A 23395-nucleotide genomic window follows, 5' to 3' on the forward strand; every position below is an offset into this window, starting at 1 on the left:
TGTGCGGCGGCTCAGCCGCCGGTGACCGGCCGTGAGTGCGCCGGGCGGCGGCTGCCCGCCGGACCGGCCGGGGCGCGCTCCGAGCGCACCGCGTGGTGCGGGCGGGCGGGCGCGAGCGGCGGGTTCGGCAGCCCGGCCGCGCGGCCCGTGGCCGCCCGCCCGGAACCGGCGCCGATCTTCTCCCGGACCGGCTCCCCGTCGGCCGTGGGGCGCTGCGGGAAGAGCCCGGACACCGGTCCGCCGGCCGCGACGGGCAGCGAGGGGACCAGCCGCCGGCGGGCCCGAAGCTGCTCGCGCAGCCGGTCCCGCAGGTCCAGGATCCAGGCCTCGGCCACCGCGATCACCGGCTCGCACCAGGGCAGCGCCAGCAGGATCAGCAGGCCCGCGGCCCAGCCGAGCAGCACGTCGCTGAGCCAGTGGGTGCCGAGGTAGACGGTGGTGAGGCCGACCCCGAGGGCGACCACGGCCGACAGGGCCGACAGATAGCGCCGGGCCCTCGGCGTGGTCGCGAGGTAGGCCAGGATGCCCCAGGTCACGACCGCGTTCGCGGTGTGCCCGGACGGGAATATATCGCCGCCCGCGAAGAGCTCGGCGGAGCCGACCTGCGTCGCGTAGTGGGGGCCGAGGCGGCCGAGTCCGAGCTTGACCGCGCCGACGGTCACGTTGAGGAGGAGCAGCGCGGCGCCGAGGGAGAGCAGCGGGCGCAGCGTGTGCTGGCGCCAGGAGCGCCAGCCCAGCCAGGCCGCCACCATCACCGCGGTGGGACCGCGCTGGCCGAGGACGACGTAGTAGTCGAGGAAGGCGTGCAGCTCAGGCCACTGCTGATAGGGCCGGAAGAGCATGATCTTCCAGTCGAGGGTCACCAGCCAGGTCGACAGCAGCACGGCGACGACGATGGCCAGATAGAACGCCAGCGTCCCGCCGAAGAGGGCGAGACGCGTGCGGGTCATCCGCGGGACCTCTATCTTCGGCGGTTCCGGCTCCCGGTCCAGCCGGGCAAAGATGTCGGTACGCACCCAATCGACGTTACAGGGAGTGAGTAGCGACCTTGGTCGTTCCGGTCTCTTCGTGATGACGATGTGATGTGGAGTTGCTCTCAGGTGCGCGTTTGTTCCCGTCGCCCGTCGGAAAATCCGATGACCTTCTGCCCTATTGCCGAGCCCCTGTTTGCGGAAGTCTGTTTGAAGGCCCGGAGAATACCGGGGCAATTGGCAGGGCGTCCTTCCGCGCGGAATTCCAGACGGCGCGCGGTGGGGGCCGAGTGGCGTACGCCACACCGCGCGGCCCGCCGTGGTGAGAGCTGCGCCACGCGCTCGGGCCTTGAACTCGCGTACGCTGACGGTCGCTCGCCCGTCGATGCCGGGCCGCCGCGGGGTCCGGCCCCGGCAGGTGCCCGCCGAGCGCGAGGGCTTCACTGGGAGGTACGTACATGACGCGGACGAACACGGCCGGAGCGCGGCTCCGAACCGCTGCCGGCGGCGCCAACCGCTGGCTCGTCCTCGTCGTCCTCTGCGTGAGCCTGCTGCTCGTCGCGCTCGACTCGACCGTGCTGCACGTCGCCGTCCCCTCGCTCACCGAGGACCTGCGGCCCAGCTCCACCGCGCTGCTGTGGATCGTCGACGCCTATCCCCTGATCTGCGCCTCGATGCTGATCCTCTTCGGCACCCTCGGCGACCGGGTCGGCCGCAGACGGGTGCTGCTCCTCGGCTACGCGCTGTTCGGCGTCGCCTCCGCGGTCGCCGCGCTCGCCACCACCCCCGAGGTGCTGATCGCCGCCCGCGCCCTGCTCGGGACCGGCGGCGCGATGATCATGCCCGCCACCCTCTCGATCCTCCGCACGGTCTTCCCCGACCGGCGCGAGCGGGCCACCGCGATCGCCGTCTGGACGGCGGTCGCCGCCATCGGCGCCGCCACCGGCCCGGTGCTCGGCGGCTTCCTGGTCGAGCACTACTGGTGGGGCTCGGTCTTCCTGATCAACATCCCGCTGATGGCGCTGATCCTCCCGCTGGGCCGCTGGCTGCTGCCCGAGTCCAAGGGCGGCGGCGACGGCCCCTGGGACGTGCTCGGCGCGCTGATGGCCGCCGCCGGCGTGCTCGGCTCCGTCCTCGGCGTCAAGCGGCTCGGCGCCGGCGACCCGCCGCTCGCCCCCGCCACCCTCGGCCCGCTGCTGATCGGCGCCGCGCTGCTGATCCTCTTCGTACGGCGGCAGAAGCGGCGCGCCCACCCGCTGATCGACATGCGGCTCTTCTCCCGCCCGGCCTTCACCACCTCGGTCGGCTGCATCGTGCTCGGGATGCTGGCCCTGGTCGGCCTGGAGCTGATCGCCGTCCAGTACCTCCAGCTGATCCTCGGACTCAGCCCCCTGGAGACCGGGCTGCGGCTGCTGCCGCTGACCTTCGCCGCCATGGCCGCCGGCGCCACCGGCTCGTACACGCTGCGCAGGCTCGGGCCGCGCCGGATGGTCGGCTGGGGCTTCGTGCTGACCGCCGCCGCGGTGCTGCTGCTGGTCCTCATGGGGCAGTACGACCGGCCGCTGCTGCTCACCGTCGGCTTCGTGATGCTCGGCTTCGGGCTCCAGACCACGCTCTTCTCGGCGTACGAGTCGATGCTCAGCGAGGCGCCCGCGGACAGCGCGGGCGGGGCGGCGGCGATCGGCGAGACCTCGTACCAGCTCGGCGCGGGCATGGGCATCGCGCTGCTCGGCAGTGTCATGAACGCGGCCTACGGGCCCGGTCTGAGCGGGCTGCCCGGGGTGCCCGTGGAGGCGACGGACGCCGCCGCGAACTCGCTCGGCGAGGCCTATCAGGTGGCGGCCCGGCTCGGCGGTCCGGCGGGGGAGACCCTGCACCACGCGGCCCGGCACGCCTTCGTGAACGGCCTGCACGTGACCCTGTTCGTGAGCGCCGGGCTGCTGCTGCTCGGGGCGCTGATGGCCCTGCGGCTGCCGAGGGTGATGGAGTGCGCCGCGGACCCGGAGCGGGCCGACGGCCCCGAAGGCGCGGAGCCGGCGGAGGCCGTGGAGCCGGCGGAGGCCGTGGAGCCGGCGGCCGGCGCGGACCGGACGGAGCCGGTGGCGGGGACCGCGAAGGTGCCCGGCAGCCGGGAGCCCGCGGAACCGGCCGGCTCGGCCCGGCCCCGGTCCTGACGCGGGACCGGGCCGGAGGGAGCCGAGGCGCGGCCGGGTTCAGCTCTGGTTGAAGAAGCCGCCCTGCGAGCGGCCGGCGGACTCGCCGCTGACGATCTGGGTGTCGGCCGGGGTCAGCAGGAAGACCCGGGTGGCCACCCGCTCGATCGAGCCGCGCAGGCCGAAGGCGAGACCGGCGGCGAAGTCGACCACGCGCTTGGCGTCGTTCGGCTCCATCGCGGTCAGGTTCACGATCACCGGGACGCCGTCCCGGAAGAGCTCGCCGATGCCCCGGGCGTCCCGGAACCCGTCGGGCGAGACGGTGGCGATCCGACGGCCCTGCTCCTGCGCCGTGTCGGTCGCCACCCGCACCCGCGGGTCCGTCACCCAGGCGTCGCCGGTGCTCTCGGCACCGTCGGCGTACTCGTCGTCGTAGTAACGCTCGTCGTTGTCCTCGACGAGTCCCAGCCAGGCACTCGCCTTGCGCACCGATCCCATGGACGCCTCCTTTCAGCGCGGTCACTTGTGGTTCCGCAATCCCTATCGTGGTCCATGATGCGGATCGCGCGCCAAGTGGATAGTCGGCGCGCAGGGGATTCGTGACGGTACTGGTGCAGAACGCCGGGTCCGAAAACTGGCGAATCGTCAGGAATCTTGCGGTATCGACGGGCTGACAGGGGCTCGGCCCGGGGTGCGCAACTTAAAATACGAATGTCGGTCCGGAAGGGTGACGACAGGGGCGTACGGGTGAACCGTCGCGCCCGGCAACCACGGGGGAGAACGTCTTGTTCGGCATGGTCAGACCCTGCTCGCACCGCCTCGCCGAGGGGCTCAAGACCGAGTGGATGGCCCATCTCTGCGGCCTCTGCCTGGCACTTCGCGCCGACCACGGGCAGCTCGCCCGGGTGGTCACCAACTACGACGGCCTGATCGTCTCGGTTCTGACGGAGGCTCAGACCGGCGCCACCCCGGCCGGCCGCCGCACCGCGGGGCCCTGCGCGCTGCGCGCCCTGCGCACCGCGCCCGTCGCCCGGGGCGAGGGCGCGCGGCTCGCCGCCGCCGTCTCGCTCGTGCTCGCCTCCGCGAAGGTCCGCGACCACGTCGCCGACCGGGACGGCCTGTTGGCCCGCCGCCCGGTCGCCGCCGCCGCCCGCCGGGTCGCCCGGTCCTGGGACCGGGCCGGCGCTCGCACCGGCCGGGAGCTCGGCTTCGACACCGCGGTCCTGGTCGACGCCGTCGACCGGCAGGCCGGCATCGAGGCGCTCGCCGGGCCCGGCACCCCGCTGCTCACCGTCACCGAGCCGACCGAGACCGCGACCGCCGCCGCCTTCGCGCACACCGCCGTCCTCGCCGGGCGCCCGGACAACGCGGCGCCGCTCGCCGAGGCCGGACGCCTCTTCGGACGCCTGGCCCATCTGCTGGACGCCGTCGAGGACCAGAGCGCCGACGCCGCCGCCGGGGCCTGGAACCCGCTGACCGCCACCGGCACCTCTCGCGCGGAGGCCCGCCGGCTCGCCGACGACGCGCTGCACGGCATCCGGCTCGCGCTCAAGGACGCCGAGTTCGCCGACGGGCGGCTCGCCCACGTACTGCTCGCGCACGAGCTGCGCACCTCCGTCGACCGCGCCTTCGGCACGACGAGCTGCTCCCACGGGGCGCCAGGGCCGGGGCAGCCGCACCAGCCGGTGCCCGGGAACCCGTACGCCCAGCCCGGCCCGTACGGAACGGGCGACCCGTTCGCCAAGCCGGGCGGCCCGGCGGGCCCCGGCGGTCCGGGCGGGATGCCGCCGCTGGGCGGCGGAGGCGGTGGCGGCGGGGCGCACAAGCCCGAGCCGCGCGGCTTCCTCGCCGGGTGCGCCGCCTTCACCTGGCTGTTCTGCACCTGCCAGATGTGCTGCGCCGAGAAGTACGAGGGCCCCTGGTCCCGCAAGAGGCGCGAGGGCTGCTGCCACAGGTGCGACTGCAACGGCGACTGCGGCGGCTGTGACGGCTGCGACTGCTGCTGTCCCTGCGACGGCTGACGGCCGCCGGTTCCGCACCGGCCGTCGGGCCCCGGTGCGGCGGGGTCCGACGGCCGGCGGGTCACTCGGCCGGCACCGGGGTCACTCGGCCGGCGCGGGGGTCACCTGGTCGGCGCCGGGATCTCCGGCGGCGAGATCCGCGACTCGGCGATGCCCGAGGCGGACACGCCCCACTTCTTCAGGATCCGGTCGTAGGTCCCGTCCGCCTTCAGCCCGTTCACCGCGGCCTGGAAGGCGGGCGGGAGCTCCGAGCCCTTCTTGAAGGCGAAGCCGACGTCGAGGCGCCGGTACTCGTTGAGGAACTTCGTGCCCGGCTGCTGGGTCACCGCGTACCGGATGCCGTTGATCGTGCTCATCAGCACCTCGCTGCGGCCCTGCTGGAGCGCCAGCCAGGCGGCGGTGGTGTCGGCGAAGACGTTCACCTCGTACGGCTTCTCGCCGGCCGCCGCGCAGCGGTCCTTGTTCTTCTCCAGGGTCCGCTCGAAGGTGGTGCCCGCGCCGGTGGCCACCTTGAGGCCGCAGAGCTGGGTGAGGTCGGTGATGCCGGACAGCTTCGAGTCGGCGCGGGCCGCGAAGCCCTGCCCGTCGTTGATGTACGTGACGAAGTCGATCGTCTTGCGCCGCTCCTCCGTCACGCCGAAGTTGCCCATGCCGATGTCGTACTTGCCGCTGCCCAGGGCCGGCAGGATCACCTCGAAGCCCGCCAGCTCGGTCTTCACCTCCAGGCCGAGCGCCTTGCCCACCGCCTGCGCGAAGTCGGCGTCCAGACCGACGACGGTCTTGCCGTCCGGCAGGTAGGCCGAGCTCGGCGGGGTGCCCACCGAGGTGGCCAGGGTCAGCTTGCCCCGCTGTCTCACGTCGGCGGGCAGCAGCTTCGCCGCCGCCTCGTTCTTCGTGACGCCCGCCGTCACGTCCTCCGTCGGGAGCGCGGCCTGGGCGCCGCCCTTCCCGGTCGCGCCGGCCGGAGCGGTCACCGGTTCCCCGGAGCCGCAGGCCGTGAGGGCGAGGCCGGCCGCGGCGGTCAGGGCGAGCAGGGCGGTGGCGCGCCGGGTGCGCGCGGTGCGCTGGATCTTCATGGCTTCGGGCTCTCCAGGTACTTCTCGAACGGCAGCGGCCCGATGGACTCGGGGTCGGCGGCGACGTCGAAGAGGGGGCGGTATCCGGTCGCCAGGTAGAGGCCCTTGGCCTCGGGCTGGCGCGGACCGGTGGTCAGGTAGATCCGGGTGTAGCCGCGCTCGGCGGCCTCGTCTTCCAGGGCGGTCAGGACCCGGCGGGCGAGACCGCGCCTGCGGTGCGCCGAGTGGGTCCAGATCCGCTTCAGCTCGGCGGTGTGCTCGTCGTAGCGGCGGTAGGCGCCGCCCGCGACGGGCCGGCCCTGCTCCAGGAGCAGCAGGAACGCGCCCCTCGGCGGGGCGAACTCCTCCGCCGGATAGCGGCTCAGGTCCTCCGAGGAGCCGTACCGGGTCTCGTACTCGTACGCCAGCTCGTCGAGGAGCGGGCGCGCCAACGGGTCGGTGGTCGTGGTCCGGTGCACGGACAACGCGAAGGTCATGGATTTCCTACGGAACAAGTAGGGAAAAAGGCGAAGGGCGGGGCAGGACGAGGGGAGTCGAGCTCAGGCACTCACGGTCGTGCGGAGGTGAAGGCGCCGCGGGACAACAGCACGCGGGCAGGGCGAAGCAGGGGGTCGGCTCAACAGGAAGAGGACCACACGCGACCGAAGTCGATGTGGGAGCGCGTGACCAGCCACTGCTGCGGATTCATGGCCCAAGTGGAACAGGCATCCGTTTCCCCGTCAACCGGGATGAGACGAACAGCTCACACTGCGGACGGACTTGACAGCGGTCCGTGCCCGCCGACTACGTTGAAGGAGCGGACCGTGCTGAGGGGCTCGGATCCGCGGCTCACCGCGCGTGAAGGCGCACTCCCGTGTTCGATCCGTCCTTGGAATCCACGGAGCCTTCGCCATGTCCGCGATCCTCACCAAGACCCCCGTCGCCGCCCCGCCCGACGAAGAACCCGCGCCGCGCATCGTCCCCGCCCGCCGCACCGGCCAGTGGACCGCCGCCGCGGCCGTCCTCGCCCTCGTCGCGCTCGGCCTGATCTCCGTCGCCACCAACCGCGCCTTCCAGTGGGACGTGGTCGCCGCCTACTTCACCTCCGCGTCCGTACTGCGCGGGCTCGGGCTCACGCTGTGGCTCACCGCCGTCGTGATGGCCCTCGGCTTCGTCCTCGGTACCCTGCTCGCCGTGATGCGGCTCTCCACCAACCCCGTGCTCCGCTCGGTCAGTTGGGGATACGTGTGGTTCTTCCGGTCCACGCCGATCCTGGTCCAGCTGCTGTTCTGGTTCAACTTCGGGATGCTCTACCCGACGATCCTCGGCGTCAGCACCGTCAACCTCCTCGGCCCCGTCTCCGTCGCCGTCATCGGCCTCACCCTGCACGAGGCCGCCTACGCCGCCGAGGTCGTCCGAGGCGGCATCCTCTCCGTCGACCGAGGCCAGATCGAGGCCGCCCAGTCGCTCGGCCTCGGGCGCGTCCGCCGGCTCACCCGGATCGTGCTCCCGCAGGCCATGCGCGCCATCGTGCCGCCCGCCGGGAACATGCTGATCGGCACCCTCAAGGGCACGTCGATCGTCTCCGTCATCGCCGTCCAGGACCTGCTCTACTCCGTCCAGCTCGTCTACCACGCCACCTACCAGGTCGTCCCGATGCTCCTCGTCGCGACCCTCTGGTACGTCCTCGTCACCTCCGTCCTCAGTGTCGGCCAGCACTACGTCGAGCGGCACTACGCCCGAGGGACGGCGGGTGCCCGATGAACCGTCCCGCCACCGAACGCCGCTCCATCGTCGTCGTCGGCGCCGGGCCCCGCGGCACCGGCTTCCTCGAACGGCTCGCCGCCAACCTCCCCGAGCTGTACGGCGACCGCCCCCTCGACCTGCACCTCGTCGACCCGCACCCGCCCGGCGGCGGCCGGATCTGGCGCACCTCCCAGTCCCCGCTGCTCTGGATGAACTCCCAGGCCGAGGACGTCACCATGTTCACCGACGAGACCGTCGCCCTCGACGGCCCCGTCCGCCCCGGACCCACCCTCGCCGAATGGGCCGGCCTCGACGGCCGCACCTTCCCCAGCCGCCCGCAGCAGGGCGCCTACCTGCGCTGGGTCTACGAGCGCGCCCGCGCCGAACTGCCCGCCACCGTCACCGTCCACGAACACCCCACCACCGCCCTGCGCGTCACCGGCCCCCGCGACGGGCGGCAGCGGGTCTGGCTCGACGGCCACGCCGTGCCGCTCACCGCCGACCTCGTCGTCCTCGCCCTCGGCCACCTCGAAGCCCGCCCCGACCCCCGGCAGCGGGAGCTCGGCGACTTCGCCGCCCGGCACGGCCTCGTCCACCTGCCGCCCGACTTCACCGCCGACAGCGACCTGTCCGCGCTGCCCGCCGGCGAACCCGTCCTGGTCCGAGGCTTCGGCCTCGCCTTCATCGACCTCATGGTGCTGCTCACCGAGGGCCGCGGCGGCTCCTACGAAGAGGCGGACGGGGAGGGCGACGGCTCCGGCCGGCTCGTCTACCGGCCCTCCGGGCGCGAGCCGGTGCTGCACGTCGGCTCGCGGCGGGGCGTCCCGTACCACTCCAAGATCGGTTACGAGCTCGACGGCGAACGCCCGCCGCTGCCCCGCTTCTTCGGCCCCGCCGAGGTGGACGGCCTGCTCGCCCGGCCCGGCGCCGTCGACTTCCGCCGGGACGTCTGGCCGCTCGTCGACAAGGAGCTCGGCTGGGCCCACTACCACCGCCTCTTCGGCGCCCACCCCGAGCGGACCGCCCTCCCCTGGGCCGACTTCGAGGAGCGGTACGCCGCCGCCCCGCCCCGCTCGCCCGAACTCGACGCGCTCGTCGCCGCCGCCGTGCCCGACCCGGCCGACCGGCTCGACCTCGACGCCCTCGACCACCCGCTCGCCGGTGTCCGGCACGGCTCCGACCAGAGCCTCCAGGACGGGCTGCGGGCCTACATAGCCGCCGACCTCGACCGCCGCCACGACCCCGCCCACAGCTCCGACCTCGCCGTCTTCGGCGCCGTCCTCTCCGTCTACGGGCAGCTGCTGCGCCTCGGCGACATCGGCGACCCCGGCAACTGGTGGCACGGCTTCTTCAGCTACCTCGCCTCCGGCCCGCCCGGCCCCCGGCTGCGCCAGCTCCTCGCGCTCTCCGACGCCGGACTCGTCCGCTTCCTCGGCGCGGACGTCACCGTCGAGACCGACGAGGAGCGCGGCGTCTTCCGCGCCCGCTCCGCGAGCCTGCCGGGGGAGTGGACCGAGGCCCGTGCCCTGGTCGAGGCCCGGCTGCCCGACCCGACCCTCGAACTCACCGGCAGCCCGCTGCTGCGCGCGCTGTACGAGGCCGGGGCCCAGGCCACCGAGGCCGGACTGCTCGCCGTCGACCCCGGCGACGGCCGGGTGCTGGACCGCGAGGGGCGCCCGCACCCGAGGCACTTCGCGCTCGGCCCGCACACCACCGCCCGGGCCGGCGGCGCCTTCACCCGGCCGCGCACCGGCGGCTTCGCCTTCGCGCAGAACGACCGGACCGCCCGGACCGCGCTTGCCCTGCTGCGGGACCTGTCCTGTCCGCGGCCCGCGGCCGGGCCCGCAGCCGGGCCCGCCTCCGAGCCCGAGCCCGAGCCGGTGTCCGAGCCGGTGTCCGTGCCCGATCCCGCGCCCGAGCCGGTGTCCGCGCGCTGAGCGCCCGCCGCCCGCCCGTACCGCCACCCGTCCGCAGGCCCTCCCGTACCGCCTCCGTCCTCCTCACGTACCGAGGTACCGCCATGTCTCTCACCAGCGATCCTCCCGTCGACGCGCCCCCCAGAAAGACCGGCGCCGAAGCCGTCGCCGACGACTCCGCCGCGCTCAAGGTCGTGCCCGTACGCCACCCCTGGCGTTGGGTCGCGGTCGTCGCCACCGCCGTCGTCCTCGCCCAGTTCCTCAACGGGCTGATCACCAACCCCGGCTGGGAGTGGGAGGTCTTCGCCCGCTTCTTCACCGCCGACGCCATCCTCAAGGCCGTCTGGGTCACCCTCCAGCTGACCTTCTACGGCACCGCCCTCGGCTTCGCCCTCGGCATCGTGCTCGCCTTCATGCGCCTGTCCGCGAGCCCCTTCCTCAAGGCCGTCGCCTTCGGCTACATCTGGGCCTTCCGTTCGATCCCGCTCATCGTCCAGCTGCTCTTCTGGTTCAACCTGGCCTACCTCTACAAGGAGCTGAGCTTCGGCATCCCCTTCGGGCCGAGCTTCTTCTCCTTCGACACCATGGGCCTGGTCGGCGCCATGAGCGCCGCCGTCCTCGGCCTGGCGCTGCACCAGGCGGCCTACGCGGCGGAGATCGTCCGAGGCGGAGTCCTCTCCGTCGACGGCGGCCAGCTGGAGGCCGCGGCCTCGCTCGGCATCCCGCGGCTGCGCCAGCTGCGCCGGATCGTGCTCCCGCAGGCCATGCGCTCGATCCTGCCCAACGCTGCCAACGAGATCATCTCGCTCTTCAAGGGCACCTCGATCGTCTCCGTCATGGCGATCGGCGAGCTCTTCTACCAGGTCCAGGTCGTCTACGGGCGCAACGGCCGGGTCGTCCCGCTCCTGATGGTCGCCACCGCCTGGTACATCCTGCTCACCACGGCGCTCTCCATCGTCCAGCACTACGTCGAACGTCACTACGCGAAGGGGAGCACCCGATGAGCGCCGCCACCGCCACCGCCGAGCAGTCCGACACCAAGGTCCGGATCCGGTCCGTACGCAAGAGCTTCGGCTCCCTGGAGGTGCTGCGCGGCATCGACCTCGACGTGCGCCCCGGCGAGGTCACCGTCATCCTCGGGCCCTCCGGCTCCGGCAAGTCCACCCTGCTGCGGACCATCAACCACCTGGAGAAGGTGGACAGCGGCTCCATCAGCGTCGACGGCACCCTGGTCGGCTACCGCCGCTCCGGCGACAAGCTCTACGAGCTGCGCGAGCGCGAGATCCTCAAGCAGCGCACCCGGATCGGCTTCGTCTTCCAGAACTTCCACCTCTTCCCGCACCTCACCGTCCTGGAGAACATCGTCGAGGCGCCCGTCTCCGCCCTCAAGCGCCCCCGCAAGGACGCCGAGGCCACGGCCCTCGCCCTGCTCGAACGGGTCGGACTCGCCGACAAGGCGAAGGCCTACCCGAAGCAGCTCTCCGGCGGGCAGCAGCAGCGGGTCGCCATCGCCCGCGCGCTCGCCCTCGAACCGAGCCTGCTGCTCTTCGACGAGCCGACCTCCGCGCTCGACCCGGAGCTGGTCGGCGAGGTGCTCGACGTCATCAAGGACCTGGCCGCCTCCGGCACCACCATGATCGTCGTCACCCATGAGATCGGCTTCGCCCGTGAGGTCGCCGACACGGTCGTCTTCATGGACGAGGGCCGCATCGTCGAGCAGGGCCCGCCGGCCGAGGTGCTGGAGAACCCCCGGCACGAGCGCACCCGCTCCTTCCTCTCCAAGGTCCTCTGAGCTCTCTTCCGTTCCTTCTGCCCCTTCCGCTTCTTCCGTTCCTTCTGCCCCTTCCTCGCTTCCTGATCGCCGATCGCCGATCACCCCCTACGACACCGGGAGTCCCGTCATGTCCGTACGCCGCCGTCCGCTCGCCGTCGCGCTCGCCTCGCTCACCGCCCTGGCCTCGCTCACCGCCTGCGGCGCCACCGACGCCGCCACCGACCAGGTCGCGCCCAAGGGCCAGAAGGGCACGGGCAGTTCGATCAACCTGGGCCCGGACCAGAAGCGCATCCACACCGCCAAGGTGGACGCCATCGCGGCCAAGCTGCCCGAGGCCGTGCGCAAGCGCGGCACGCTCTCGCTGGGCGTCTCCACCGGCAGCGCCCCGCCGCTCGGCTTCTACGCCACCGACGACAGAACCCTCATCGGCGTCGAGCTGGACCTCGCGACCCTGGTCGCCGACACCCTCGGCGTGAAGCCCGAGTTCTCCGCCGTCTCCTGGGAGAACCTCTTCGTCGGCCTGGACAGCGGCAAGTTCGACGGCGTCTTCTCCAACGTCACCGTGACCGAGGAGCGCAAGGACAAGTACGACTTCGCCACGTACCGCCTCGACGACCTGGCCTTCGAGGCGAAGAAGGGCTCCGGCTGGAAGGTGAAGGGCCCGGCCGACGTGGCGGGCAAGACCGTCGCGGTCGGCTCCGGCACCAACCAGGAGAAGATCCTGGTCGACTGGAGCAAGGAGAACGAGCAGGCGGGCCGCGAGCCGGTCGACATCAAGTACTTCCAGAACGTCTCCGACTACTACCTGGCCCTCCAGTCCGGGCGCATCGACGCCTACCTCGGCCCCAACCCGAGCGCCGCCTACCACGTGGCCGCCGCCGGGCAGACCGAGATCGTCGGCAAGTTCTCCGGCGCGGGCGACGGCCTCCAGGGCAAGATCGCCGCCACCACCAAGAAGGACAGCGGACTCGTCGGCGCCTACGCCGAGGCGCTGAACCACATCATCGAGAACGGCACCTACGGCCAGGTCCTCAAGCGCTGGGGGCTGAGCAGCGAGGCCGTGACCGGCTCCGAGATCAACCCGCCCGGCCTGCCCCGGACCAAGAACTGACCCGGTATGGAAAGGTTTCCCACCATGAGCACGGACGCATCGCAGGACCAGCAGGACTGGCAGCACTGGCACGAGCAGCGGGAGGCGGCGGTCGCCTCCTCCTACGGGCCGCTCTCGCTGACGGGCACCCACTGGCTCTCGGACTACCCGGAGGGGCGAATTCCGGCCGTTCCCGGTGAGTGGCGCGCGGAGGGCGACGACGTGGTCCTCACCGCCGCCGCCGAGGACGCGCTGACGGTCGACGGCAAGCCGCTCGCCGGCACCGTCCGGCTGGGCGCCGACCACGGCCCGATCCACGAGTCGCGGGTCGCGGCGGGGGACCGCAGGCTGGTCGTGCTGCGCCGCGAAGGGGAGTGGGCGGTACGGGACTTCGACCCGGACGCGGAGGCCCGGCAGGCCTTCCGGGGCATCGAGGCCACCCCGTACGACGAGGCATGGGTGCGGCCGGGCGTGTTCCGTCCGTACGCCGAGGAGCGGCACGTCCGGGTGGAGAACGCGGACGGCAGGGAGCGCGGGCTCGGTCTCGCCGGCGAACTGGTCTTCGACCTGCACGGAGCCGAGCACACCCTCCAGGTCGCGGTGGAGGCGGACGGCACCCTCTGGGCGGTCTTCGCGGACGCCACCAGCGGGCGGGACAGCTTCCGCTTCCGCTTCCTGCGGCCGCCGGCTCCGGCGGCGGACGGTTCGGTGACCGTGGACCTGAACCGGGCGCTGCTGCCGCCCTGCGCGTTCGCCGCGCACTTCATCTGCCCCTTCCCGCCGCCGGGGAACACGCTCGACACGGCGGTCGCGGCGGGGGAGCGGCGGCTGGTCGAGGGCTGAGCGGGAGCCCTGTCCGCACGGTGAGGGCGGCCCCCGGAGTCACGACTCCGGGGGCCGCCCTTCCGTCTGTCCCCGACCGTCCCCGACCGTCCCCGACCGTCCTCGACCCGTCCTCGACCCGTTCTTGAATCGCCCTTGAATCGTTCTTGGGGCGTCTTCAACTCGCTTGATCCGTAAGGCGGTTGAAGCCTTCACGGCCGAAAGGTGCCCTTGTGTGGTCGGGGGGCGGCCCCGAGACTCCCCCACAGCGCCGGCCCTGGGCCGCGCCTCACGGGCCCGACACCCCACTGCGGGCCCCCGATTCCCCTCGGGAGGAACGAGAAGTGAGGACCATGCGCACCACCCCCACGAGAACCGTCCGGATGCTCGCCGTCGCGACCGGCCTGGCCGCCGCCGCGGCGTTCGCCGTCCCGGCCGCCAGCGCCGCCCCCACCGGCGTGCCCGGCCCCTTCAGCGCCACCCAGCTCACCGCCGCGGGCGACGCCGTCCTCGCGGCCGACGTCGCGGGCACCGCCTGGCGCGTCGACCCGGCCACGAAGACGGTGGTGGTCACCGCCGACTCCACCGTCTCGGCGGCCGACATAGCCCGGATCAAGCGCCAGGCCGGGAGCAACGCGGGCGCGCTGCGCGTCGAGCGCACCGCCGGGAAGTTCAGCAAGCTGATCTCCGGCGGCGACGCGATCTATGCGAGCGGCTGGCGCTGCTCGCTCGGCTTCAACGTCAGGGACAGCGCCGGCAACTACTACTTCCTGACCGCCGGGCACTGCACCGACGGGGCCGGCACCTGGTGGGCCGACTCCGCGAAGACCACCGTCCTCGGCACCACGAGCGGGTCCAGCTTCCCCGTCAACGACTACGGCATCGTGCGCTACACCAACGCCTCGGTGACCAAGTCCGGCTCGGTCGGCAGTGTGGACATCACCAGCGCCGCGAACGCCACGGTCGGCATGTCGGTCACCCGCCGGGGCTCCACCACCGGCACCCACGGCGGCACCGTGACCGGCCTCAACGCCACCGTGAACTACGGCGGCGGCGACATCGTCTACGGCATGATCCAGACCAATGTCTGCGCCGAGCCCGGCGACTCCGGCGGCCCGCTCTACTCGGGCAGCCGCGCCATCGGCCTCACCTCGGGCGGCAGCGGCAACTGCAGCTCCGGCGGGACGACCTTCTTCCAGCCGGTGACCGAGGCGCTGAGCGCCTACGGGGTCAGCGTCTACTGAGCCCCCGGCCCCTTCGGTGCCCCCGGCGGACGCGTCGGGGGCACCCCCCTCCAAGATCTTGTGAATCCTTTCACAAAAGGACTTCCGGCCCCGCCGCTCAGGTCTTTCATCGAGTCTTTTCGCAGGTCATCGGGTGTCGAATAGGAGGTGAAGAAAAACCACGGGACACAGAAGGAGTGCCTGCCATGGAGGCCAAGGAGATGGTGGACGGACTCGTCCAGGCGGCTCTCGCCGCCCTCGACACGTTCGAGACCCTCGACCAGGAGCAGGTCGACCACATCGTGAAGAAGGCCTCGCTGGCCGCCCTGAGCGCCCACGGGGAGCTCGCCCGGCTCGCCGTCGAGGAGACCGGTCGCGGTCTGTTCGAGGACAAGGCCGTCAAGAACCTCTTCGCCTGTGAGCACGTCACCCACTCGATGGCCGGGCTGAAGACCGCCGGCGTCATCCGCCGCGACGAGCTGAACGGCATCACCGAGATCGCCGAGCCCGTCGGCGTCGTCTGCGCGATGACCCCGGTCACCAACCCCACCTCGACCACGATCTTCAAGGCGCTGATCGCGCTGAAGACCCGCAACCCCATCGTCTTCGCCTTCCACCCCTCCGCGCAGAAGTGCTCGGCCGAGGCCGCCCGGATCGTGCGCGACGCCGCCGTCGCCGCCGGCGCGCCCGCCGACTGCGTGCAGTGGATCGAGGAGCCGTCGATGGCGGCCACCGGCGAGCTGATGAACCACGAGGGCGTCTCCACCATCCTCGCCACCGGCGGAAACGCGATGGTCCGGGCCGCGTACTCGTGCGGCAAGCCCGCCCTCGGCGTCGGCGCCGGCAACGTGCCCGCCTATGTGGCCAAGGACGCCAAGCTGCAGCGCGCGATCCACGACATCGTGCTCTCCAAGGCCTTCGACAACGGCATGATCTGCGCCTCCGAGCAGGCGGTCGTCCTCGACCAGGAGATCTACGAGCAGGGCATCGCCGAGTTCGAGCGGCTCGGCGCCTACGTGGTCTCCGCCGCCGAGAAGACCAAGCTGGAGGAGTACGTCTTCGGCACCACCGCCTTCGCCACCAACTGCGGCGGGGCCAAGCTCAACGCCGCGGTCGTCGGCAAGTCGCCGCAGTGGATCGCCGAGCAGGCCGGCTTCGAGGTCCCCGAGGGCACCTCGATCCTGCTGGCCGAGTGCGCCGAGGTCGGCGAGAACGAGCCGCTCACCCGCGAGAAGCTCTCCCCGATCCTGGCCGCCCTCAAGGCCGACTCCACCGCGCACGGCCTGGACCTGGCCGCCCGCATGGTCGAGTTCCACGGCCTCGGCCACAGCGCCGCCATCCACACCGAGGACGAGGCGCTGGCCGAGGAGTTCGGCAAGCGGGTCAAGGCGATCCGCGTGATCGTCAACGCCCCCTCCACCTTCGGCGGCATCGGCGACGTCTACAACGCCTTCCTGCCCTCCCTCACCCTCGGCTGCGGCTCGTACGGACACAACTCCGTCTCGAACAACGTCACCGCGGTCAACCTGATCAACGTCAAGCGGATCGGACGGCGCAACACCAACATGCAGTGGTACAAGATCCCGCCGAAGATCTACTTCGAGCGCAACGCCATCCGCTACCTCGGCGAGATGGACGACGTACGCCGGGTCACCATCGTCACCGACAAGACCATGGGCGCCATCGGCTTCGTCCAGAAGGTCACCGACATCCTCAACGGGCGCACCGAGCCGGTGACCATCCAGGTCATCGACAACGTCGAGCCCAACCCGGAGCTCGCCACCGTCCGCGCCGGCGCCGCCGCCATGCGCGACTTCGGCCCGGACACCATCGTGGCCCTCGGCGGCGGTTCGCCGATGGACGCCGCGAAGATCATGTGGCTGATGTACGAGCGCCCCGAGGTCGAGTTCGCGGACACGAAGGAGAAGTTCTTCGACATCCGCAAGCGCGCCTACCGCTTCCCGAAGCTGGGCGAGAAGGCCAAGCTGGTCGCCATCCCGACCACCTCGGGCACCGGCAGCGAGGTCACCCCGTTCGCGGTCATCTCCGACCCCGAGGCGGCGCAGAAGTACCCGCTCGCGGACTACGCGCTCACCCCGGACGTGGCCATCGTCGACCCGATGCTGCCGCTGAACCTCCCGGCCACGGTGACCGCCGACTCCGGCTTCGACGCCCTGACCCACGCCACCGAGGCGTACGTCTCGGCCTACGCCAACGACTTCACCGACGGCCAGTGCCTCCAGGCCATCAAGCTGATCTTCGAGAACCTGGAGACCTGCGTGAAGGAGGGCGCCAAGGCGCCCGAGGCCCGCGAGAAGATGCACAACGCGTCGACCATCGCCGGCATGGCCTTCGCCAACGCCTTCCTCGGCCTGGTGCACGCCATGGCCCACACCCTGGGCAACACCTTCCACGTGGCACACGGGCGCACCAACGCCCTGCTGCTGCCCCACGTGATCCGGCACAACGGCACCGTGACCCACAAGGCCGTGCCGTGGCCGAAGGCCGAGGTCTACCGGGCCCCGGAGCGCTTCCAGGAGATCGCCAAGCTGCTCGGTCTCCCGGCCGCGACCCCGGAGGAGGGCGTGGAGTCCTACGCCCGCGCGGTCGAGGAGCTGCGCGCCAAGTGCGGCATCCCGGCCTCCTTCCAGGAGGAGGGCGTCGACGAGGCGGCCTTCCTGGAGGCCCTGCCCCAGCAGGCGATGAACGCCTACGCCGACCAGTGCGCGCCCGCCAACCCGCGGATGCCGATGATCGACGACATGAAGGCGCTGATGACCCGGGCGTACTACGGGAAGTAAGCGTCAGGGGCATACGGCGGGGCCCCCGGTCTTCACGACCGGGGGCCCCGTCGGCATGTCCGGACCCGGCTAGGCGGCGGGCTCGCCGACCTCGGCGGCGATCGGCTCCGCGTGCGGCTTGCGCTTCAGGGAGGACATCACGAGGGTGATGGCGGTGCCGACCACCGCCCAGGCGGAGAGGACCAGCAGCGGGCCGGTGACGTCGTTGCCCTTGAAGTAGGCGATCGAGCGGGCCGCCCAGGTGCCGGCGCCCGGGGGCAGGGCCGGGCCGATCGCGTTCCAGAAGGGTGGCAGCATCGGCAGCGGGAAGGCGCCGCCCGCGCTGGGGTTGCCCGCGACCACGATGAGCAGGATCGCGAGGCCGATGCCGACGATCCCGAAGACCGACTGCAGGGCCAGGGTGGCGGCGCCGACGGCGAAGACCACCAGGGTGCCCAGGCCCCACAGGGCGGCGACGCTGCCGGGCAGGGCGTCCAGGATCGGGCCGACGATGATCGCGCCGCCGAGTCCGCCGAGGACCGAGTAGAGCGCCAGGGTGCCGAGCCGGATGACCGCGCGGTGGGTGTTGGCGGGCCGCGAGCCCGCGCTGATCGCCAGGATCGCGGCGCAGATGTAGCCGCCGACGCACCAGCCGACGACCAGGTAGAAGGCGGAGAGACCGTCGAAGTCCTTGGGGGAGGCGGGCGCCACGTCCACGGTCTTCACCGCGCGGCCCTGGGCCGCCTCCAGGGTGGTGAACATCTTCTGCAGGGTGGTGGAGAGCACGGTGCCGCCGCCGGAGGCGACGAGCAGGGTGTCGGTGCGGCCGGTCGGGTCGATGATCAGGGCCCCGTCGATCTCCCGGTTCATGATCTGGTCCCGCGCCGCGTCCGCGCTCTCGACCGTGCGCGGGTCGAGCGGGTCCTTCGGCAGCTTCTCCAGCCGCTCCACCATCGGGCCCGCGACCACCTGCGGCGCGACCACGCCGAAGGGGACGTCCCGGGGCTTGGGATCGTGCAGGGCCCCGACGTACGAGGCGATGAACAGCATCTGGAGGGCGAAGACGCCGACGACCAGCAGGGCTGCTCGGGGGGTGACGGCGCTCTTCAGTTCGTCGACGAGGGTCATGCCCCCCAGGCTCTGCGGGACCGGCCGTCACCGCAGGTGGGAGGGGACCGAACGGGTTATCGCACGGGCGTTCGAACATGGGTTACGCTGGAACCGAGGGGGTGGGAACGTACGTACGAATTCGATGCGGAGGTGTCACGCATGGCGGACTTCACGCATCTGCACACCGCCTCGGGCTTCTCGCCGCGCTACGGCGCCTCCCACCCCGCCCGGCTGGCCGAGCGCGCCGCCGAGCGGGGCATGGACGCCCTCGCCCTGACCGACCGCGACACCGTCGCCGGTGCCGTCCGCTTCGCCAAGGCCTGCGCGACGGCGGGCGTCCGGCCCCTGTTCGGCGCCGACCTGGCGTACGAACCGGCCCCGGGCCCGGTCTCCGGCCCGGCCTCCGGCCCGTTCGGCGGCACCGCCGCCCGCGGCTCCGTGCGCCGGGTGCCCGTACGGGGCGGTGCCTTCGTGGACGAGTCCGCGCCCCGCGCCGTCTTCCTCGCCCGCTCCCGGACCGGCTGGGCCGCGCTCTGCGCCCTGATCACCGCCGCCCACGCCCGCGCGGGCGAGGGCCGGCCGGTGCTGCCCTGGGCCGCCGGTGCCGCCGCCGTTCCCGACGGCGGGCTCTTCGTGCTGCTCGGGCCCGCCTCCGACGTCGGCCGCGCCCTCGTCGCCGGACGCCCCGACCGGGCCGCCCGGCTGCTGGCGCCCTGGCGCGAGCGGTACGGGGACGCCCTGTGCCTGGAGGTCGTCCCGCACGGGCTGCCCGGCACCGGGCCCGGCTCGCTGCGGCTCGCCGCCCGGACCGTCGGCCTCGCCGCCGAGCAGGGCGTCCGGCCCGTGCTCGGCAACGAGGTCCGCTACGCCGACCCCGGCCAGGGCCCCGTCACCGACGTCCTCGACGCCGCCCGCCGGCTGGTCCCCGTCGACCCGCGCGGCGGCGGGCTCGACGCCGGAGAAGGCTGGCTCAAGGACCCCGCCGCCATGCGGGCCGCCGCCGAGCGGACGGTCGAGGCCGCCGGCTTCCGCCGCGAGGCCGCCCAGCGGCTCCTCGACCACACCGCCGCCGTCGCCGCCGCCTGCCTGGTCGACCCCGAGGACGACCTCGGCATGGGCTCCGCGCACTTCCCCGAACCGCGCCTGGTCGGCGCCGCCCACCGCACCGCCCAGCGGGTGCTCGCCTCCCGGGCCGCCGCGGGCATGGTCCTGAAGGGGTACGAGAGACGGCCCGGCTACTGGGACCGGATGCACCGGGAGCTCGACGTCATCGCCCACCACGCCTTCGCCGGCTACTTCCTGACGGTCGCCCAGGTCGTCGACGACGTCCGGGGCATGGGCATCCGGGTGGCCGCCCGAGGCTCCGGCGCCGGCTCCCTCGTCAACCACCTCCTCGGCATCGCCCACGCCGACCCGGTCGAGCACGGCCTGCTGATGGAGCGCTTCCTCTCCAAGCGCCGCACCGCGCTCCCCGACATCGACATCGACGTCGAGTCCGCCCGCCGCCTGGAGGTCTACCGGGCGATCCTCGGCCGCTTCGGCGCCGAACGGGTCGCCGCCGTCGCCATGCCCGAGACCTACCGGGTCCGGCACGCCGTACGGGACGTGGGCGCCGCCCTCTCCATGGACCCCGCCGACATCGACCGGATCGCCAAGGCCTTCCCGCACATCCGCGCCCGGGACGCCCGCGCCGCCCTCGACGAACTGCCCGAACTGCGCGGGCTCAAGGACGAACTCCAAGGCCGCAAGCGCTTCTGGAGCCTGGTCGAGGCCCTCGACGCGCTGCCCCGGGGCACCGCCATGCACCCCTGCGGCGTGCTCCTCTCGGACGCCTCGCTGCTCAGTCGCACCCCCGTCGTCCCCACCGCCGGCGAGATCCCCCCGGGCCCCGGCGACCCGGCGCCCGCCCCCATGCCCATGACCCAGTTCGACAAGGAGGACGTCGAGGACCTCGGCCTGCTCAAGCTCGACGTCCTCGGCGTGCGGATGCAGTCCGCGATGGCGCACGCCGTCGCCGAGATCGGGCGGGCCACCGGCACCCGCCCCGACCTCGACGCCGTCCCGCCCGGCGACCCCGCCACCTACCGGCTGATCCGCTCCACCGAGACCCTGGGCTGCTTCCAGATCGAGTCGCCCGGCCAGCGCGACCTGGTGGGCCGGCTCCAGCCGGAGACCTTCCACGACCTCGTCGTCGACATCTCGCTCTTCCGGCCGGGCCCGGTCGCCGCCGACATGGTCCGCCCCTTCATCGAGGCCCGGCACGGCCGCGCCCCCGTCCGCTACCCGCACCCCGACCTGGCCGGAACCCTCAAGGAGACCCACGGCGTCGTCGTCTTCCACGAGCAGATCATCGAGATCGTGAGCATCATGACCGGCTGCGGCCGCGACGAGGCCGACCAGGTGCGCCGGGGGCTGTCCGACCCCGAGCCGCGGGGGCGGATCAAGACCTGGTTCGCCGAGCGGGCCGGGCGGCGGGGGTACGCCCCCGAGGTGGTCGCCCGCACCTGGGAGATCGTCGAGGCCTTCGGCTCGTACGGCTTCTGCAAGGCCCACGCGGTCGCCTTCGCCGTGCCCACCTACCAGTCGGCCTGGCTCAAGGCCCACCATCCGGCCGCCTTCTACGCCGGGCTGCTCACTCACGACCCCGGCATGTACCCGAAGCGGCTGCTGCTCGCGGACGCCCGGCGGCGCGGGGTGCCGGTGCTGCCGCTGGACGTGAACCGGTCGGCGGTCGCCCATCGTATCGAACTGGTGTCCGATGAGCCTCCGGTGTGGGGCCTCCGGCTCGGCCTCGCCGACGTCCACGGCATGAGCGAGACCGAGGGCGCCCGCATCGAGACCGGCCGCCCCTACGCCTCCCTGCTCGACTTCTGGCAGCGCGCCCGCCCCCGCCGGCCCGTCGCCGAACGGCTCGCCCAGGTCGGAGCCCTCGACGCCTTCGGCGCCAACCGCCGCGATCTGCTCCTGCACCTGACCGAACTGCACCGTCTCCAGCGCGGCGCCGCCTCCCACGGAGGACAGCTCCCGCTCGCCCGAGGCGACCGCACCGCCCCGGTCGGCCTGCCCGACCTCGACGAGTCCGAGCGCCTCAGCGCCGAGCTCGGCATCCTCGGCATGGACGCCTCCCGCCACCTCATGGACGACCAGCGGGCCTTCCTGCGCGAGCTCGGCGTCGTCTCCGCCGAGCGGCTGCGCTCCGCCCGGCACGGCCAGACCGTCCTGGTCGCCGGCGCCAAGGCGGCCACCCAGACCCCGCCGATCCGCTCCGGCAAGCGGGTCATCTTCACCACCCTCGACGACGGCACCGGCCTGGTCGACCTCGCCTTCTTCGACGACTCCCACGAACGCTGCGCCCACACCGTCTTCCACTCCTGGCTGCTGCTGGTCCGGGGCGTGGTGCAGCGGCGCGGCCCGCGCAGCCTCAGCGTGGTCGGCTCCGCCGCCTGGAACCTCGCCGAGCTCGCCGAACTGCGCGCGAGCGGCGGCCTGCGGGCGGTCGGCGAGCGCCTGTCCGAGGGGCAGGGGCAGCCGGGGGAGCCGGAACAGCGGGCCCCCGAGGGCGCCGGCCGCCGCATCACCCTGTCCACCGGCTACGAGCTGAACCCCTGGGCCGACCTCAGGCCCGCGGGCGAGGGCGCCGCGACCCCGGCGCGCAAGCTCTGGCACAGCAGCCCCGGGAGCGCCGGATGATCCTCTGCGTACGCTTCCGGCTCGCCCCGATGTACGAGGCGACGCTTCCCCATCTCATCGACCTGCTGACGGAGTTCACCCCGCTCGTCCAGGCCGACCCGGCCGGCGAGGTGCTCGCCGACGTGCGCGGCGCGCTCCGCTACTTCGGCTGGGGCCCGGCCGAGCTCGGCTCGGTGATCCGGGTCAGGGCCCTCGCCCTGTACGGGGTGGACTGCTCCGTCGGCGCCGGGCCCAACCCGATGCTGGCCCGGATGGCGGCCCGCGAGGCCGGACCCGGCCCCACCAGGGTCGTCGAGGACCCGGCGGAGTTCCTGCGGGACCGCCCGGTCCTCGCCCTCGACGGCGTCGGCCGCGCCACCGCCCGCACCCTCTGCGGCTACGGGCTCGACTCGGCCGGCCGGGTCGCCGACGCGCCGCTCGCCGTGCTCCAGCGGCTCGTCGGCGCGAAGACCGGCCGCGAGCTGTGGGAACGCGCCCGGGGCATCGACCGCACCCCCGTCGTCCCCGGCGCGCTCTCCCGCTCCCTCGCCGCCGAGCGCTCCTTCCCGCACGACGAGCTCGATCCGGCCGAACAGCGCCGGGCCCTGCTCTCGCTCACGGCGGAACTGGGCGCCCGGATGCGGACGGAGGGCCAGGTCTGCCGCTCCCTCACGGTCACCGTGCGGTACGCCGACCGCGGCACCTCCGCCCGCACCCGCGTCCTGCGCGAACCGACCGCGCACTCCGCCGAGCTCACCGCCCTCGCGTACGCCGTCCACGGCTCCTTCGGCCTCCAGCGCGCCCGGGTGCGGGGCCTCGCCCTGCGCGCCGAGGGCCTGGGCCCGGCCGAGGAGGCCGCGCACCAGCTGTCCCTCGATCCGGCGGACGACAAGGCCCGCCGGATCGAGGCGGTCGCGGACCGGGCCCGGGCGAGGTTCGGCCCGCGCGCGGTCATACCGGGTTCGCTGGCGGCGTGAAGTCGGCTGTGGGGCAAGGCTCTTGACGGTGTGCCAGTTTTTACCGACGCGTAACTTCCCAGTCGAGGCTACCCGTGCGTAGCTTGAC

17 protein-coding genes are annotated in these 23395 nt (G+C 73.0%); 12 read left to right on the forward strand and 5 right to left on the reverse strand.

Going from position 1 to position 23395, the window contains the following annotated elements; genetic code table 11:
* Positions 1-11 precede the first annotated feature (11 nt).
* Positions 12-1016 carry a phosphatase PAP2 family protein gene (locus tag ACZ6J5_RS22870; RefSeq protein ID WP_469394299.1) on the reverse strand — a complete coding sequence of 335 codons (1005 nt, stop codon included), beginning with the start codon at positions 1014-1016 and terminating at the stop codon, positions 12-14.
* A 413-nt stretch (positions 1017-1429) separates the two neighbouring features.
* Here ACZ6J5_RS22870 and ACZ6J5_RS22875 point away from each other — a divergent pair, with 413 nt between their 5' ends.
* Positions 1430-3145: an MFS transporter gene (locus tag ACZ6J5_RS22875; protein ID WP_469394301.1), complete on the forward strand. Its 1716-nt coding sequence runs from the start codon at positions 1430-1432 to the stop codon at positions 3143-3145.
* A gap of 39 nt (positions 3146-3184) precedes the next feature.
* On the opposite strand, the gene ACZ6J5_RS22880 is transcribed toward ACZ6J5_RS22875, so the two are convergent.
* Positions 3185-3622, reverse strand: coding sequence for a cell division protein SepF (locus ACZ6J5_RS22880; RefSeq protein ID WP_469394303.1), 438 nt, complete (start codon positions 3620-3622; stop codon positions 3185-3187).
* Positions 3623-3909: 287 nt separating this feature from the next.
* Here ACZ6J5_RS22880 and ACZ6J5_RS22885 point away from each other — a divergent pair, with 287 nt between their 5' ends.
* Positions 3910-5145 (forward strand): DUF5685 family protein, encoded by a 1236-nt coding sequence (locus ACZ6J5_RS22885; protein WP_469394305.1) that lies wholly within the window; start codon positions 3910-3912, stop codon positions 5143-5145.
* Between the two features lie 101 nt (positions 5146-5246).
* Here the strand turns inward: ACZ6J5_RS22885 and ACZ6J5_RS22890 are convergent, their stop codons facing one another.
* The gene (locus ACZ6J5_RS22890; RefSeq protein ID WP_469394307.1) at positions 5247-6221 is read right to left on the reverse strand and encodes an ABC transporter substrate-binding protein; all 975 of its coding nucleotides are present in this window, start codon (positions 6219-6221) and stop codon (positions 5247-5249) included.
* The gene (locus ACZ6J5_RS22895; RefSeq protein ID WP_469394309.1) at positions 6218-6697 is read right to left on the reverse strand and encodes a GNAT family N-acetyltransferase; all 480 of its coding nucleotides are present in this window, start codon (positions 6695-6697) and stop codon (positions 6218-6220) included. Before ACZ6J5_RS22895 ends, ACZ6J5_RS22890 begins: the two co-directional genes overlap by 4 nt.
* Positions 6698-7112: 415 nt before the next feature.
* Between ACZ6J5_RS22895 and ACZ6J5_RS22900 the strand changes: the two genes are divergently transcribed.
* The 8 genes from ACZ6J5_RS22900 (at position 7113) to adhE (ending at position 17572) form a co-directional block, all read left to right on the forward strand.
* Positions 7113-7964 (forward strand): amino acid ABC transporter permease, encoded by an 852-nt coding sequence (locus ACZ6J5_RS22900; protein WP_469394311.1) that lies wholly within the window; start codon positions 7113-7115, stop codon positions 7962-7964.
* Positions 7961-9883, forward strand: a complete 1923-nt coding sequence (locus tag ACZ6J5_RS22905) for an FAD/NAD(P)-binding protein (RefSeq protein WP_469394313.1) — start codon at positions 7961-7963, stop codon at positions 9881-9883. Before ACZ6J5_RS22900 ends, ACZ6J5_RS22905 begins: the two co-directional genes overlap by 4 nt.
* Before the next feature lie 83 nt (positions 9884-9966).
* Complete coding sequence (locus ACZ6J5_RS22910; RefSeq protein WP_469394315.1) at positions 9967-10866, forward strand: amino acid ABC transporter permease; 900 nt, start codon at positions 9967-9969, stop codon at positions 10864-10866.
* A complete protein-coding gene (locus ACZ6J5_RS22915) occupies positions 10863-11654 on the forward strand; it encodes an amino acid ABC transporter ATP-binding protein (protein WP_469394317.1) in 792 nt (263 codons plus the stop codon). The genes ACZ6J5_RS22910 and ACZ6J5_RS22915 overlap by 4 nt, the downstream gene beginning before the upstream one ends.
* 109 nt (positions 11655-11763) lie before the next feature.
* A complete protein-coding gene (locus ACZ6J5_RS22920) occupies positions 11764-12747 on the forward strand; it encodes an ABC transporter substrate-binding protein (RefSeq protein ID WP_469394318.1) in 984 nt (327 codons plus the stop codon).
* 24 nt (positions 12748-12771) lie between these two features.
* A complete protein-coding gene (locus tag ACZ6J5_RS22925; protein WP_469394320.1) occupies positions 12772-13569 on the forward strand; it encodes a DUF1684 domain-containing protein in 798 nt (265 codons plus the stop codon).
* Positions 13570-13901: 332 nt separating this feature from the next.
* A complete protein-coding gene (locus ACZ6J5_RS22930; protein WP_469394322.1) occupies positions 13902-14792 on the forward strand; it encodes a S1 family peptidase in 891 nt (296 codons plus the stop codon).
* 185 nt (positions 14793-14977) lie between these two features.
* Positions 14978-17572 (forward strand): bifunctional acetaldehyde-CoA/alcohol dehydrogenase, encoded by a 2595-nt coding sequence (adhE, locus tag ACZ6J5_RS22935; protein ID WP_469394324.1) that lies wholly within the window; start codon positions 14978-14980, stop codon positions 17570-17572.
* A gap of 69 nt (positions 17573-17641) precedes the next feature.
* On the opposite strand, the gene ACZ6J5_RS22940 is transcribed toward adhE, so the two are convergent.
* Positions 17642-18679 carry an ABC-2 transporter permease gene (locus ACZ6J5_RS22940; protein ID WP_469394326.1) on the reverse strand — a complete coding sequence of 346 codons (1038 nt, stop codon included), beginning with the start codon at positions 18677-18679 and terminating at the stop codon, positions 17642-17644.
* A gap of 141 nt (positions 18680-18820) precedes the next feature.
* Here ACZ6J5_RS22940 and ACZ6J5_RS22945 point away from each other — a divergent pair, with 141 nt between their 5' ends.
* On the forward strand, positions 18821-22351 hold the full coding sequence (locus ACZ6J5_RS22945) for a DNA polymerase III subunit alpha (RefSeq protein WP_469394327.1): 3531 nt from the start codon (positions 18821-18823) through the stop codon (positions 22349-22351).
* Positions 22348-23307 (forward strand): DNA polymerase Y family protein, encoded by a 960-nt coding sequence (locus ACZ6J5_RS22950; RefSeq protein WP_469394329.1) that lies wholly within the window; start codon positions 22348-22350, stop codon positions 23305-23307. Before ACZ6J5_RS22945 ends, ACZ6J5_RS22950 begins: the two co-directional genes overlap by 4 nt.
* Positions 23308-23395: the final 88 nt, after the last annotated feature.

The sequence above is a fragment of the Streptomyces sp. NPDC042100 genome, assembly GCF_055582325.1.

Excerpts from the sequence above, each read along its gene's own strand:
- ACZ6J5_RS22875 (WP_469394301.1), top strand. The coding sequence starts at position 1,430 with ATGACGCGGACGAACACGGCCGGAGCGCGGCTCCGAACCGCTGCCGGC.
- ACZ6J5_RS22880 (WP_469394303.1), bottom strand. The coding sequence starts at position 3,622 with ATGGGATCGGTGCGCAAGGCGAGTGCCTGGCTGGGACTCGTCGAGGAC.
- ACZ6J5_RS22890 (WP_469394307.1), bottom strand. The coding sequence starts at position 6,221 with ATGAAGATCCAGCGCACCGCGCGCACCCGGCGCGCCACCGCCCTGCTC.
- ACZ6J5_RS22895 (WP_469394309.1), bottom strand. The coding sequence starts at position 6,697 with ATGACCTTCGCGTTGTCCGTGCACCGGACCACGACCACCGACCCGTTG.
- ACZ6J5_RS22900 (WP_469394311.1), top strand. The coding sequence starts at position 7,113 with ATGTCCGCGATCCTCACCAAGACCCCCGTCGCCGCCCCGCCCGACGAA.
- ACZ6J5_RS22905 (WP_469394313.1), top strand. The coding sequence starts at position 7,961 with ATGAACCGTCCCGCCACCGAACGCCGCTCCATCGTCGTCGTCGGCGCC.
- ACZ6J5_RS22910 (WP_469394315.1), top strand. The coding sequence starts at position 9,967 with ATGTCTCTCACCAGCGATCCTCCCGTCGACGCGCCCCCCAGAAAGACC.
- ACZ6J5_RS22915 (WP_469394317.1), top strand. The coding sequence starts at position 10,863 with ATGAGCGCCGCCACCGCCACCGCCGAGCAGTCCGACACCAAGGTCCGG.
- ACZ6J5_RS22920 (WP_469394318.1), top strand. The coding sequence starts at position 11,764 with ATGTCCGTACGCCGCCGTCCGCTCGCCGTCGCGCTCGCCTCGCTCACC.
- ACZ6J5_RS22925 (WP_469394320.1), top strand. The coding sequence starts at position 12,772 with ATGAGCACGGACGCATCGCAGGACCAGCAGGACTGGCAGCACTGGCAC.
- ACZ6J5_RS22930 (WP_469394322.1), top strand. The coding sequence starts at position 13,902 with ATGCGCACCACCCCCACGAGAACCGTCCGGATGCTCGCCGTCGCGACC.
- adhE (WP_469394324.1), top strand. The coding sequence starts at position 14,978 with ATGGAGGCCAAGGAGATGGTGGACGGACTCGTCCAGGCGGCTCTCGCC.
- ACZ6J5_RS22940 (WP_469394326.1), bottom strand. The coding sequence starts at position 18,679 with ATGACCCTCGTCGACGAACTGAAGAGCGCCGTCACCCCCCGAGCAGCC.
- ACZ6J5_RS22945 (WP_469394327.1), top strand. The coding sequence starts at position 18,821 with ATGGCGGACTTCACGCATCTGCACACCGCCTCGGGCTTCTCGCCGCGC.
- ACZ6J5_RS22950 (WP_469394329.1), top strand. The coding sequence starts at position 22,348 with ATGATCCTCTGCGTACGCTTCCGGCTCGCCCCGATGTACGAGGCGACG.